The organism is Acidovorax sp. ACV02 (assembly GCF_014851475.1).
Classification (GTDB): domain Bacteria; phylum Pseudomonadota; class Gammaproteobacteria; order Burkholderiales; family Burkholderiaceae_C; genus Acidovorax; species Acidovorax delafieldii.
In genome coordinates, this window is sequence record NZ_JACUZU010000011.1 from 72,947 (window position 1) to 86,726 (window position 13,780).

The following is a 13,780-nucleotide window of genomic DNA, read 5'->3' on the forward strand; positions in this document are numbered from 1 at the left end:
CCATGCAGCGCGTGCGCCATGTTCTGCGCAGTGCGTAGGACAGAGGCCGACAGGGCTGTGCGCCAACCACCAGGCTGGCCCAGCCTCCCGCCGTCAGCCCTGCATGCCTCAGCGGGCCAGCACGGGCGCGAGGGCCTTGCCGGTGTGGGTCCCCGCCGCCACCACGTCTTCGGGCGTGGCCGCCGCCACGATGCGGCCGCCTGCGCCACCGCCCTCGGGCCCCAGGTCCAGGATCCAGTCGGCCTCGGCGATCACATCGAGGTCGTGTTCGATCACGATCACGCTGTGGCCGCCATCCACCAGACGGTGCAGCACGCGGATGAGCTTGTCCACGTCGGCCATGTGCAGGCCCACGGTGGGTTCGTCCAGCACATACAGTGTGTGCGGCGCCTTCTGGCCCCGTCGGCCGACCTCGTCGCGCACCTTGGTGAGTTCGGTCACAAGCTTGATGCGCTGCGCCTCGCCACCGCTGAGCGTAGGTGACGGCTGGCCGAGCGTGAGGTAGCCCAGGCCCACGTCCTGCAAGAGCTGCAGCGGATGCGCAATGCTGGGCATGGTGGCGAAGAAGCCCACGGCCTCGTCCACTTCCATCTGCAGCACATCGCCGATGCTCTTGCCGCGCCAGGTCACGGCCAGCGTCTCGGGGTTGAAGCGCGCGCCGTGGCAGGTCTCGCAGGGCACCTTCACATCGGGCAAGAAGCTCATCTCGATGGTGCGCACGCCCGCGCCTTCGCAGCTGGGGCAGCGGCCTTCGCCGGTGTTGAAGCTGAAGCGCCCGGCCGCATAGCCACGTGCCTTGGCCTCCAGCGTCTCGGCAAACAGCTTGCGGATGGTGTCCCAGAAGCCGATGTAGGTGGCGGGGCATGAACGCGGCGTTTTGCCGATGGGTGTCTGGTCCACTTCGAGCACGCGGTCGATGCTCTCGAAGCCCGACAGGCCCGTGCAACCGACCAGTGGCGGCGCCTTGCCCGCGTCCATGGCATCGCGCCCGGCCTTGGTACTGCGCTGCTGCACCCAGGCCTGCACATTGGCCAGCAGCACATCGCGCGCCAGAGTCGACTTACCCGAACCGCTCACGCCCGTCACTGCCACCAGGCGGTGCAGCGGCACGGTGGCCGTCACGTTCTGCAGGTTGTGCAACTGCGCGCCATGCACCGTGAGCCAGCGCATGGCGGCGCGTTCCTTGGCCTCGGTCAGTGCGTCAGCGGCCAGCGATGCCGCCTGCGCCGCACGCTTCTTGACGGCGGCGCTTTGGCGGCCCGTGGGCGCTGCCGCCTCGGCCTGGGCAAAGGCCGCCGTGGCCTCGGCGCTCACCTCGCCGGGCGCCATGCTGCGGCGCAGCTGCAGCGGGTGCTTCATCGCGTGCAGCAGGTAGCGGCCAGTTTGGGAATCTTCGGCGCCCGTGATGTCGGCCACGCTGCCCTGCGCCACCAGGCGCCCGCCGCGTTTGCCGGCGCTGGGGCCGATGTCGATGATGTGGTCGGCGCGGCGGATGGTGTCTTCGTCGTGCTCCACCACCACCAGCGTGTTGCCCTTGTCGCCCAGCTTGTGCAGGGCGTTGAGCAAAATCTGGTTGTCGCGCGCGTGCAGGCCGATGGTGGGCTCGTCGAGCACGTAGCACACGCCCTGCAGGTTGCTGCCCAGCTGCGCGGCCAGGCGGATGCGCTGGGCCTCGCCACCGCTGAGCGTGGGCGCACCCCGGTCCAGCGTGAGGTAGCCCAGGCCCACTTCTTCCAGAAATTCGAGGCGGCTCTGGATCTCGGGCACCAGGTCACGGGCAATGTCGGCCTCGCGCGCCGTCATGCCACCTTCAATGCGCAGGGTCTCGACCCAGCGGCGCACATCGGTCACGGACAGCGCGGCAATGTCGGTAATGCCCACACCGGCAAACTGCACAGCACGCGCGGTGGCGTTCAGGCGTGTGCCGCTGCAGCTCGGGCAGGCCGTGTCGGCCAGGTCTTCCACCTCGGGCTCGGCAAAGGTCTGCTCGCGGCCTTTTTCCTTGTCGTCCTGCACCGAGTCGTCAAACACCTTGCGCTGGTCCTTGGTGAGCTTGACGCCGGTGCCGACGCAGTCGGGGCACCAGCCGTGCTTGCTGTTGTAGCTGAACAGGCGCGGGTCCAGCTCGGCATAACTGGTGGCACACACGGGGCAGGCGCGCTTGGTGGAGAACGCCTGCAGCGTGCCAATACCGGCCGTGGGCTGGCCGCCCTCCATGGCTTCGCGCAGGCCGGTGATGCCACTGAGCACATGCACCACGCCCTTGCCGTGCGTGAGCGCATCGGCCAGCGCGGTGCGCAAAGCCGCTTCGTTCTCGGGCGACACATCGAGGCTGGCCACGGGCAGCTCGATGGTGTGTTCCTTGAAGCGGTCGATGCGCGGGAAGTTCGTGGTGGGCAAGAAGTTGCCGTCCACGCGCAGGTGGGTGTAGCCGCGCGGGCGAGCCCAGTCGGCCAGTTCGGTGTACACGCCTTTGCGGTTCATCACCAGCGGCGCGAGCAGGCCGATGTGCTGGCCGCGGAACTGCGTGAGCAGCTGCGCGGCGATGCTCTCGGGCGTCTGCGGCTGCACGGCGGCGCCGTCCTTCACGCAGTGCTGCGTGCCGAGCTTGACGTACAGCAGACGCAGGAAGTGCCACACCTCGGTGGTGGTGCCCACGGTGGACTTGCGCCCGCCGCGCGACAGGCGCTGCTCGATGGCGACGGTAGGCGGAATGCCGTACACCGCATCCACCTCGGGCCGGCCTGCAGGCTGCACGATGGAGCGCGCATAGGCATTGAGGGATTCGAGGTAGCGGCGCTGGCCTTCGTTGAACAGGATGTCGAACGCCAGCGTGGACTTGCCCGAGCCGCTCACGCCCGTGACCACATTGAACTTGCCACGCGGGATGTCCACGCTCAGGTTCTTGAGGTTGTGTTCCTTCGCATTGACGATTTCTATGGCGTTTTTGGCCGCAGGCGCTAGATCCATATGCGCAAGGCGCTCTGATTTTCGTAGCGCCGCAGCCTTTTCGTGCACCGAGTGGCCGCCCACGCCCAGCGCCAGTTCGTAGTCGCGCAGTGCCTGCCCGGTGTGGGATGTAGCGTGGGCTCGCACGTCCTCGGGCGTGCCCTCGGCCACGATGAGACCACCTGCGTAGCCGCCTTCCGGCCCCAGGTCGATCAGCCAGTCGCTCGCACGGATCACGTCCAGGTTGTGCTCGATGACGATGAGCGAGTGCCCTGCGTCGATGAGCTTGCGCAGTGCGCGCATGAGCTTGGCGATGTCGTCAAAGTGCAGGCCGGTGGTGGGTTCGTCGAACAGAAACAGGGTGCCCTTGCGCGCCACCGTCTGGCGCGATTTGCTTTGTACGCGTGCAGCCTCGGCCAGAAAGCCTGCGAGCTTGAGGCGCTGCGCCTCGCCGCCCGACAGGGTGGGCACGGGCTGGCCCAGCGCCACGTATTCGAGCCCCACGTCCACGATGGGCTGCAGCGCGCGGATCACGTCGCGGTCGTTCGCAAAGACGGCCGCAGCTTCGGCCACGGTCAGCGCCAGTACATCCGCCACATTCAGCGATTTGCCACCGCGCTCAATGGTGATCTCCAGAATCTCGGGCCGGTAGCGCTTGCCGTCGCAGTCGGGGCAGCGCAGGTACACGTCGCTCAGAAACTGCATCTCCACATGCTCAAAGCCCGAGCCGCCGCAGGTGGGGCAACGCCCGTCGCCGCTGTTGAAGCTGAACTTGGCGGCGGTGTAACTGCGCTGCTTGGACAGCGGCGCCACGGCGAAGAGTTCGCGGATGCTGTCCCACGCGCCCACGTAGCTCACGGGGTTGGAACGTGCGGTCTTGCCGATGGGCGACTGGTCCACGAACACCACGTCCGACAGGTGGTCGGCGCCCAGCATGCGGTCGTGCGCGCCCGGTGCATCCGTGGCCTTGCCGAAGTGGCGCAACAGCGCGGGGGCCAGCACATCCTGGATCAGGCTTGACTTGCCCGAGCCGCTCACGCCCGTCACGGTGACCAGGCGCTGCAGCGGAAATTCGACTGTCACATCCTGCAGGTTGTGCTCGCGCGCGCCTTCCAGGATGAGGCGCGGGGTCGATTCCGTCACCATGCGCTTGAAGCCAAAGCCCACATGCTTGCGCCCGCCCAGGTAGGCGCCCGTGAGCGTGTCGGCCTTGCGTAGGTCGGCGGTGGTGCCGTCGAACACGATCTGCCCACCCAGGCGGCCCGGGCCGGGGCCCATGTCGATCATGCGGTCGGCCGCGAGCATCACGGCGGGGTCGTGCTCCACCACCACCAGGGTGTTGCCCGCATCGCGCAGGCGCAGCATGGCCTCGGTGATGCGGTGCATGTCGCGCGGGTGCAGGCCGATGCTGGGTTCGTCCAGCACAAACAGCGTGTTGACCAGGCTGGTGCCCAGGGCCGTGGTCAGGTTGATGCGCTGCACCTCGCCGCCGCTGAGCGTGCGGCTTTGCCGGTCGAGCGTGAGGTAGCCGATGCCCACGTCGCACAGGTACTTGAGGCGTGTGGTGATTTCTTCGTGCAGCAGCTTCAGCGCCTGGGCATCGCCGCCCTTGGCATCGTCGCCCACCGGCAACTGCATGCGCGCAAAGAACTGGCGCAGGCGGTCGATGGGCAGCAGCATCAGGTCGTGCAGGCACAGGCCGGGCAGCGCTTCGAGTTGCTCGCGCGACCACTGCACCCCCTCGGGCATGAACCGTTTGCCAGGCTCCAGCACCGCATCGGCATCTTCCTTGCGGCCGATGCGCCACAGCAGGCTTTCGGTCTTGAGGCGTGCACCCGCGCAGGTGGGGCATGGCGTGTAGCTGCGGTACTTGGACAGCAGCACGCGGATGTGCATCTTGTAGGCCTTGCTTTCAAGGTACTCGAAGAAGCGCTTGATGCCATACCACTGCTTGCTCCACTGGCCGTCCTTGTAGCCGGGCGCGCCGCCGATGACCCATTTCTTCTGATCGTCCGTGAGCTTGTTCCAGGGCGTGTCGCGCGGGATGCCTGCCGCCTCTGCGTGGCGCATGAGGTCGTCCTGCGCTTCCTTCCATGCAGGCGTCTGGATGGTCTTGATGGCACCGGCGCGCAGGGTGAGCTTGTCGTTGGGGATGACCAGGCCGTAGTCCACGCCGATCACGCGGCCAAAGCCCCGGCAGCTTTCGCACGCGCCCACGGCGGAGTTGAACGAGAAGGCGGAGGGGATGGGGTCGCTGTAGCGCAGGTCGCTGTCAGGGCAGTGCAGGCCGGTGGAGAAGCGCCAGAGTTCGGCGTCACCTTCGTCAACGAGACGATAGACATTCAGCCGCCCCGTGCCGCGCTTGAGCGCGACCTCGATGGCTTCGATCACGCGCGCCTTCTCGGCATTGCCCAGCCGGAACCGGTCCGCCACCACATCCAGCACCTTGCGCGGGCCGGTGGGCGTGGCCACTTCGCGCTCGGCCTGCACCTTGGTGAAACCGCTGGCGGACAGCCATTGCTCCACCTGCTCGGCTGACGTGTTGGCGGGTAATTCGACCGGGAAGGTCAGCACGATGCGCGGATCACCGGCTGCGGCGCAACGCGCGGCCAGCTCGGCATAGATGGTTTCGGGCGAGTCGTGCCGCACCGGCTGCGCCGTCTGCTTGTCGAACAGCTGGCCCGCACGGGCAAACAACAGCTTCAGGTGGTCGTTCAGCTCCGTCATCGTGCCCACGGTGGATCGGCTGGAGCGCACCGGGTTGGTCTGGTCGATGGCAATGGCCGGGGGCACGCCCTCGACCTTGTCCACGGCGGGCTTGTCCATGCGGTCGAGGAACTGGCGCGCATAGGCACTGAAAGTCTCCACATACCGGCGCTGGCCCTCGGCATAGAGCGTGTCGAACACCAGGCTGGACTTGCCCGAGCCACTGGGGCCTGTGACCACCGTGAGTTCTCCGGTACGGATGTCCAGATCCAGGTTCTTGAGGTTGTGCTGGCGTGCGCCGCGGATACGGATCAGTCCCTGGGTCATGGAAGCGGTCTTTCGGGTGTGAGGCGGGACATTCTAGGGACGCACCCGGCGTTTGCGCCTGCGCGCGCCGATTACCCCCGAGGCGCGCTGCGGTGCTTTGACCGTGGACAAAGCACAAGCAATAGAGCAGCGGCGGGCGAAAAGCGGGTGTTCTGGCCCGAAACATCGGTTTAGACTGCGGCCTCCACACAAAACAAGAGGAGACCGCCATGACAAAACAATGGCAACTGCGAGCGGCTGGCCTGGTCCTGGCGCTTGCGGCCAGTGCAGCCAGCCATGCCCAGATCCTGATCGGCCAGACCGCAGGTTTCAGCGGCCAGGTGGCAGCGGGCGTGAAAGAGACCACCGATGGCGCGCTGCTGTTCATCGACGCCATCAACGCCAAGGGCGGTGTCAATGGCCAGAAGATCGAGCTGATCTCCCTGGACGACAAGTTCGACCCCAAGCTGGCGGCCGAAAACGCCCGCACGCTGATCGAGGACAAGAACGTGTCGGCCCTGTTCCTCAACCGGGGCACACCCCACACCGAAGCCATCCTGCCACTGCTGGATAAACACGGCGTGGTGCTGGTGGCACCGTCCACCGGTGCCATGGTGCTGCACCAGCCGGTGCGCAAATACATCTTCAATGTGCGCGCCACCTACCAGCGCGAGGCCGAAAAGGCAATCACCCACCTGGCCTCCATGGGCATCACCCGCGTGGCGCTGGTGTATGCGGACGACAGCTTTGGCGCCGATGGCATCCAGGGCGCACAGAAGGGCCTCGCGGCCGCCAAACTGACGGCTGTGGTGTCTGAAAAATTCGACCGCGCCAAGCCCGACTTCGCCCCCATTGCCGCCAAGGTGGCCAAGGCCGACGCGCAGGCGGTGTTGATGGTGGCCTCGGGTTCTGCGGTGGTGGATGCCACCACCGCACTGCGCACGGCGGGCTCGGCCGCGCAGATCGTGACGTTGTCCAACAATGCCTCCAGCGGCTTCATCAAAAGCCTGGGGGCCAACGCGCGGGGCGTGATCGTGACCCAGGTGTTCCCCAACGAACGGGCCGTGACCTACCCGATGGTGAAGGAAGCCCAGGAACTGGCCAAGACCAAGGGGCTCACCGAAATCAGCCCCGCCATGCTGGAAGGCTTTGCCGCCGCCAAGGTGCTGGTGGAAGGCCTCAAGCGCGCGGGCCCCAAACCCACCCGCGAGAAGATCCAGGTCGCGCTGGAGAGCATCAAGAAGCTGGACCTGGGCGGTCTGGAGGTGAACTTCAGCCCCGAGGACCACACCGGGCTGGACTTTGCCGACCTGGCCATCATCGGCACGGACGGGCGCTTCCGCCGCTGAACGCCCGCCTACGCGTTTTTACAGTTGTCCCGCGCGGGGGCGTCCCTACACTCGGGCGCTCCACACGCAGGAGACAACCCCATGAAGAAAACTGGCCTGGCCGGCGCGCTCTGCGCTCTGGCTGCTGCCCTGGGTATCGGTTCGGCCCATGCACAGATCCTCATTGGCCAGACGGTGGGCATCACCGGCTCGGCCGCCGCCACGGTGGCCGAATCCATGCAGGGCGCAGCCCTCTACATCGACCATGTCAACGCCAAGGGCGGCGTGGGCGGGCAGAAGGTGGAGGTGCTATCGCTGGACGACAAGTTCGACCCCAAGCTGACCCTGGACAACACCCGCATACTGATCGAACAAAAGGGCGTGATCGGCCTGTTCATGACCCGTGGAACGCCCCACACCCAGGGCATCATCCCGGTGCTGGAGCAGCATGGCGTGCCGCTGGTGGGTCCGTCCACCGGGGCGATTGCGCTGCACCAGCCGGTGAGCAAATACGTGTTCAACGTGCGGGCGCCCTACCAGCGCGAGGTGACCAAGGCCATTTCGCACCTGCACACGCTGGGCATCCAGCGCATTGGCGTGGTGCATGTGGACGACACGTTTGGCGCCGACGGGCTGGCTGGTGCACAGGCCGGGTTCAAGGCCAACAACATCGAGGCGCTGTTCATCGAAAAGTTTGACCGTGCCAAGCCCGACTACAGCGCCATCGCCCCGCGCGTGGCCGGCAAGCAGCCCCAGGCCGTGATCTTCATCGGCACCGGCGCTGCGGTGGTCGACGGCATCAAGGCCTTGCGCGCCGCGGGCGTTGCCGGACAGATCGTCACCCTGTCCAACAACGCGTCGGGCGGGTTTGTGAAGGCCCTGGGCGACCAGGCCCGGGGCGTCGTGGTGACGCAGGTGTTCCCGTCCGAGCGCTCGCTCAACTACCCGGTGATCAAGGAGGCCATCGATCTGGCCAAGGCCAAGAACATCGGCGACCTGACGCCCGCCATGCTGGAGGGCTTCGTGAGCGCCAAGGTGCTGGTGGAAGGCCTCAAGCGCGCGGGTGCCAAGCCCGACCGCGCCAAGCTGCATGCGGGGCTGGAGAGCATCCACAAGTGGGACGTGGGTGGGCTGGAGCTGAGCTACAGCCCCACCGACCACAGCGGGCTGGACTTCTCCGACCTGTCCATCATTGGCACGGACGGCCGCTTCAAGCGCTGACGCGGCGCAAGCGCCCGCGCGTTACGACACGACACGACAAAAAAGGCCCTGCCAGCGATTGCTGGCAGGGCCTTTTTCATGCCGGGCAATGTGCTTATTGCGCGCTGGCAGCCGATGCAGGGGCTGCAGCGGGTGCTGGCGCGGCGGCGGCAGCGGGTGCAGCTGCGCTGGCGGGTGCCTCGGGGGCGTGCACCGCATCGGCACCGTGCTTTTCTCCGCCCATGTCGGCCTTGTCGCCCGCCGTGATGATCACGTACATCGACAAGGCGGCAAACAAGACGAAGCCAACAACAATCTTCCACATATCAATATCTCCTGGGATGGGTTTGTTCAATCAAGGGGCCTGGCTGACGCGCAGGGTTGTGGGTTGTACTGGTGCGCGACACAAGCCCCTTGATGGAACACAGGGCCCGACCCTTGCGGGGCGGGCCCTGTACACCGGTCAGTAACGATCAGTCGTTGGCGTAGATGTCCACGTCTTTGGTTTCCTTGATGAACAGGCCACCGATCACCACCGTGGCACCGGCGATGATGATGGGGTACCACAGGCCGTTGTACATGTTGCCGGTCTGGGCCACGATGGCAAACGCCGTGGTGGGCAGCAGGCCGCCGAACCAGCCGTTACCGATGTGGTACGGCAGGGACATGGACGTGTAGCGGATGCGGGTGGGGAACATTTCCACCAGCATGGCGGCGATGGGGCCGTACACCATGGTCACCAGCAGCACCAGGTAGGTCAGGATGATGGTGACCATCACCTTGTCGATGCGTGCAGGGTCTGCCTTGGTGGGGTAGCCAGCGGCCTTCAGGTCGTCGGCCACGAGCTTCTTGAACTCGGCGTCCTTCTTCTTGGCTTCGTCAGCGCTCAAGCCCTTGCTGGTGTACGAGGGGATTGCGGTTTCGCCAATCTTGATGCTCGCCACCGTACCGGCGGGAGCCACAGCGTTTTCATAGCTCACCGAAGCGCCAGCCAGCACCTGCTTGGCGATGTCGCACGAGCTGGTGAACTTGGTGGTGCCGGTGGGGTTGAACTGGAACGAGCACTCGGCAGGGTCAGCGGTGATCACCACCTTGTTCTTGGCCTGGGCTTCGGCCAGGGCAGGGTTGGCCGCCTTGGTCAGTGCACCGAACACAGGGAAGTACGTCAGCGCGGCCAGCAGGCAGCCTGCCAGGATGATGGGCTTGCGGCCGATCTTGTCCGACAGCGAACCGAACACGATGAAGAACGGCGTACCAATCAGCAGCGAAACGGCCACGAAGATATTGGCGGTGGCGCCATCGACCTTCAGCGCTTGCGTCAGGAAGAACAGCGCATAGAACTGGCCCGAATACCACACCACGGCCTGGCCGGCGGTCAGGCCCACCAGTGCCAGGATCACGATCTTCAGGTTCTTCCACTGGCCGAAGGATTCGGTCAACGGTGCCTTGGAGGTCTTGCCCTCGGCCTTCATCTTCTGGAAGGCAGGGGATTCGTTCATCGACAGGCGGATCCAGACCGAAATGGCCAGCAGCAGGATCGACACGATGAACGGAACACGCCAGCCCCAATCACCAAAGGCTTCTTCGCCCAGCACGGTGCGAGTGCCCAGGATCACCATCAGCGACAGGAACAGGCCCAGCGTGGCGGTGGTCTGGATCCAGGCGGTGTAGGCGCCGCGCTTGCCGTGCGGTGCGTGCTCGGCCACATACGTGGCAGCACCGCCGTATTCACCGCCCAGTGCCAGGCCTTGCAGCAGGCGCAGGGCAATCAGGATGACGGGAGCGGCCACACCGATGGACGCGTAGGTTGGCAAGATGCCCACGATGAAGGTGGACAGGCCCATGATCAGGATGGTGACCAGGAACGTGTACTTGCGGCCGATCATGTCGCCCAGGCGGCCGAAGAAGATGGCGCCGAAGGGACGAACAATGAAGCCCGCCGCAAACGCCAGCAGCGCGAAGATGAACGCCGAACCGGCATCCAGACCGCTGAAGAACTGCTTGGCGATGATGGCTGCGAGCGAGCCGTACAGGTAAAAGTCGTACCACTCGAAAACGGTGCCGAGCGACGAGGCGAAGATGACCTTCCTCTCTTCGGGCGACATCGGCCGCGGTGCGGGATGAACAGTTGCCATGGTGTGTGTCTCCTATTGGTGTTACAGACCGCACTGCGGCGGGCTGCACGCATTCTTGGAGATGGCACTGACCACCCTCTGACGCGAAACCAACAAGAGCTTTCATCAAACTGACCGCTCTCTGACAACTTAGGGTGAAACCCGCAGCACCCCTTTCAGCATCCGGAAATTGCTCAGGGCTTGCCGGGTAAACCCGATGGGAGCTGGCTGACAGCGTCCCAGGCGGGGCCGTCGAACCAGGCGTCGCCATCGAGGTAGGCACGCAGCATGGGCAGGCCGTCCAGCCCCCAGAACAGCTTGCCATCCACACCGAACGCGGGCACGCCAAACACACCGGCTGCTTGCGCGGCTTCGGTGTTGGCGCGCAGCAAGGCCTTGGGGCCGTCGCTGTTCACGTCCTGCCCGGGGCGCACCTGCTCCGCCAGCGCCTCGGCCAGCATGGCCAGGCGCGCAGGGTCCAGCGCGTCGGCGCCGCCTTGCCACACGTGCCGCAGCACCGTGCCCGCCACGTAGCGGTTGATGCTGCCGTCGTCACTGCAGGCCAGGGCCTGGCGCAGCAGGGGCAGCGGGTTGAACGGGTGGCGCGCAGGCATCTGCAGTGGCGTGCCTTGCGCATGGCCCAGCCAGGTCACATGGCGGTAGGTCCAGTCGCGCTTGGGGGCAATGCCCGCAGGGCCGGGGTTGCCGTGCTGCTGCAGCAGGGCACCCAGCAGCACGGGCTGGTAGGTCACGCTATAGGTCAGCCCTTCCAGCACCTCGGGCAAGCGCTCAAACGCCAGCCAGGCATAGGGGGAAATGAAGTCCAGGTAGAACGTGATGCGCTTCATGCTTCGGTCTCCGGCACGGGCCAGGCAATGCCGGCGCGTTGCAACAACTGCGCCCAGATGGCGCGCCGCTGCGGAGCGTCGGCACGCGACCAGGCGCGGATTTCATCCAGCGTGCGAAAGCAGCCTTCGCAGTGGCTGCGGTCGGGCGTCATGCGGCACACCGAAATGCAGGGCGAAGGCACTGGCTCGGCACTTTTGGGGTCAAATTGGCCGGTAGCGCTAGTCTCTTTTGCTTTGGCAGCTAGCAAATCAATAGCATTCATGCGGCCGCCTGGGTCGCAGACGCGTCCGCCACCGGTGCTTGCACCACGTCCACCACGGGTGCGCCCGTCAGACGCTGCAGGTCGGTGGGGTGCAAGGGGAACACGCCATGGGGGTGGCCTGCTGCGGCCCACACCACGTCAAAGCGCAGCAGGTCCTGGTCAATGAGCGTGACGGGCGGCGTGGCATGTGCCACGGGCGACACGCCGCCAATCGAGAAGCCGGTGCGCGATTTCACAAACTCGGCATCGGCCCGGCCGATCTTGCCGCCCACATGGGCTTCCACCTTTTTCTCGTCCACGCGTCGGTCGCCCGAGGTGACCACCAGCACCGCAGCATCGTCGCTCTTGCGCCGAAAGATGATGCTCTTGGCCACCTGCCCCACCAGGATGCCCAGCGCATCGGCGGCCTGCTGTGCGGTGCGTGCGGCATCGTCCAGCATCTGCGGCAGGTGCGGGTGCCCGCGCCGCTGCAGCTCGGCAGCCACACGCTGTACGCCCTCAGGCAGGTTCATCAGTTCGGCTCCACACATTCGCGTTGTCTCCAGCAGGTCCACAGGGGGGCGTGATTCGGTCGGGTCTCCCTCCATTTTGCCGCGCGCCATGGCCTCCCTCGCACCCCGGCCCGCATGTCCCTGCACGGCGCTCCGGCACCCGGGCCAAATCCGGCCACTTTACAAACAGGAAATGTGTGCGCCCCACAATGCGCCGAACCTTCCCAACCCAACCGCTCCCACGCCCATGAACGATGCTGCGTTGTCCCCGCTGTGCCCGAGCCTGCCCGCGACCTCCCCTGCCAACACTGTGCCGGGCCGCCCCGCCCTCGGGGCATTGCCATGCCGGGGAGCGTTGCTGGGGCTGCTGCTGATCGCGGGCATCTTGTCCGGCTGCAACAAACCCAACGAGACCCCCGCACCGGCCAAGGCCGCCCCTGAAGTGGGCGTGGTCACGCTCAAGCAGCAAAGCCAGCAGCTCGAAGCCGCCCTGCCCGGCCGCACCCGCGCCTCGCTCACGGCCGAGGTGAGGCCCCAGGTGTCGGGCATCCTGCAAAAGCGCCTGTTCACCGAAGGGATGCTGGTGCGCCAAGGCCAGCCGCTGTACCAGATCGATGACGCCTCGCTGCGGGCCACCGAAGCCAGCGCGCAGGCAGCCCTGGCCAAGGCCGAGGCCACAGCGCGCACCCAGGAGGCCACGGCCAAGCGCAATGCGGAGCTGGTGAAGATCGACGCCATCAGCCAGCAGGCCTTTGAAGAAAGCCAGGCCGCCGCAGCCCAGTCGCGCTCCGACGTGGCCGTGGCCCAGGCCAACCTGGCCACCGCCCGCATCAACCTCAAGTACAGCCGCATCGAGGCACCGATCAGTGGACGCATCAGCCTGTCCAACGTGACGCCGGGAGCGCTGGTCACGGCCAACCAGGCCGATGCGCTGACCTCCATCGTCCAGCTTGACCCGATGTACGTGGACTTCACCCAGTCCACCACCGAGCTGATGCAGTTGCAGCGGGACTGGGACGCTGGCCGCTTCCAGAAGGTCGAGGGCGACAAGATCCCCGTGCGCATCCGCCTGGACGACGGCACCGAGTACGCGCAACGCGGCCAGCTGCAGTTTGCCGGCGTGATCGTGAACGCCACCACCGGCACCGTCACGCTGCGCGCCGTCGTGCCCAACCCCAAGGGCACGCTGATGCCCGGCATGTACGTGCAGGCGCTGCTGCCCACCGGGCTCGCGCCCGAAGCCCTGCTGGTGCCCCAGCAGGCCGTGACCCGCGACCTCACCGGCAAGCCCAGCGTGCTGGTAGTCAAGGAAGGCGATGTAGTGGAAAAACGCCCGATCAGCATCGACCGGGCGGTGGGCAACCAGTGGCTGCTGCAAGGCGGGCTGGCTGCGGGCGAGCGCGTGGTGACCGAAGGGTTCCAGCGCGTCAAACCGGGCGACAAGGTGCGCGCGGTGGAGGTGGACCCCAAAGCACCCGCCAAGGGCCGCAAGGGAGCCCCTGGCGCCGACGCGCCGCCCGCTGCAGGTGCCGCGCCCGCCTCGGCCCCTGCCCCAGCGGCCTCCCGCTGAGCACG

9 protein-coding genes are annotated in these 13,780 nt (G+C 66.4%); 3 read left to right on the plus strand and 6 right to left on the minus strand.

Translation table 11 applies throughout. From position 1 onward, the window contains the following. Nucleotides 1-108 precede the first annotated feature (108 nt). A complete protein-coding gene (gene uvrA, locus IB236_RS22360) occupies nt 109-5,982 on the minus strand; it encodes an excinuclease ABC subunit UvrA (protein WP_192422264.1) in 5,874 nt (1,957 codons plus the stop codon). A gap of 209 nt (nt 5,983-6,191) precedes the next feature. Between uvrA and IB236_RS22365 the strand changes: the two genes are divergently transcribed. Beyond that, nucleotides 6,192-7,310, plus strand: a complete 1,119-nt coding sequence (locus IB236_RS22365; protein ID WP_192422265.1) for an ABC transporter substrate-binding protein — start codon at nt 6,192-6,194, stop codon at nt 7,308-7,310. Nucleotides 7,311-7,391: 81 nt separating this feature from the next. Beyond that, nucleotides 7,392-8,510, plus strand: a complete 1,119-nt coding sequence (locus IB236_RS22370) for an ABC transporter substrate-binding protein (RefSeq protein WP_192422266.1) — start codon at nt 7,392-7,394, stop codon at nt 8,508-8,510. A gap of 94 nt (nt 8,511-8,604) precedes the next feature. On the opposite strand, the gene IB236_RS22375 is transcribed toward IB236_RS22370, so the two are convergent. From IB236_RS22375 to IB236_RS22395, 5 genes are all read right to left on the minus strand, one after another. Beyond that, a complete protein-coding gene (locus tag IB236_RS22375; protein ID WP_056057887.1) occupies nt 8,605-8,814 on the minus strand; it encodes a hypothetical protein in 210 nt (69 codons plus the stop codon). Between the two features lie 148 nt (nt 8,815-8,962). Further along, nucleotides 8,963-10,624 (minus strand): MFS transporter, encoded by a 1,662-nt coding sequence (locus IB236_RS22380; RefSeq protein ID WP_056057882.1) that lies wholly within the window; start codon nt 10,622-10,624, stop codon nt 8,963-8,965. Between the two features lie 173 nt (nt 10,625-10,797). Next, nucleotides 10,798-11,451 (minus strand): 2-hydroxychromene-2-carboxylate isomerase, encoded by a 654-nt coding sequence (locus IB236_RS22385; protein WP_192422267.1) that lies wholly within the window; start codon nt 11,449-11,451, stop codon nt 10,798-10,800. Then, entirely contained in the window at nt 11,448-11,714 is a 267-nt protein-coding gene (locus tag IB236_RS22390) for a DUF1289 domain-containing protein (RefSeq protein ID WP_015015746.1), read from the minus strand. Before IB236_RS22390 ends, IB236_RS22385 begins: the two co-directional genes overlap by 4 nt. Continuing rightward, on the minus strand, nt 11,711-12,244 hold the full coding sequence (locus IB236_RS22395) for a YbaK/EbsC family protein (protein WP_192422268.1): 534 nt from the start codon (nt 12,242-12,244) through the stop codon (nt 11,711-11,713). Before IB236_RS22395 ends, IB236_RS22390 begins: the two co-directional genes overlap by 4 nt. A gap of 208 nt (nt 12,245-12,452) precedes the next feature. Here IB236_RS22395 and IB236_RS22400 point away from each other — a divergent pair, with 208 nt between their 5' ends. After that, the gene (locus IB236_RS22400; protein ID WP_225581319.1) at nt 12,453-13,775 is read left to right on the plus strand and encodes an efflux RND transporter periplasmic adaptor subunit; all 1,323 of its coding nucleotides are present in this window, start codon (nt 12,453-12,455) and stop codon (nt 13,773-13,775) included. Nucleotides 13,776-13,780: the final 5 nt, after the last annotated feature.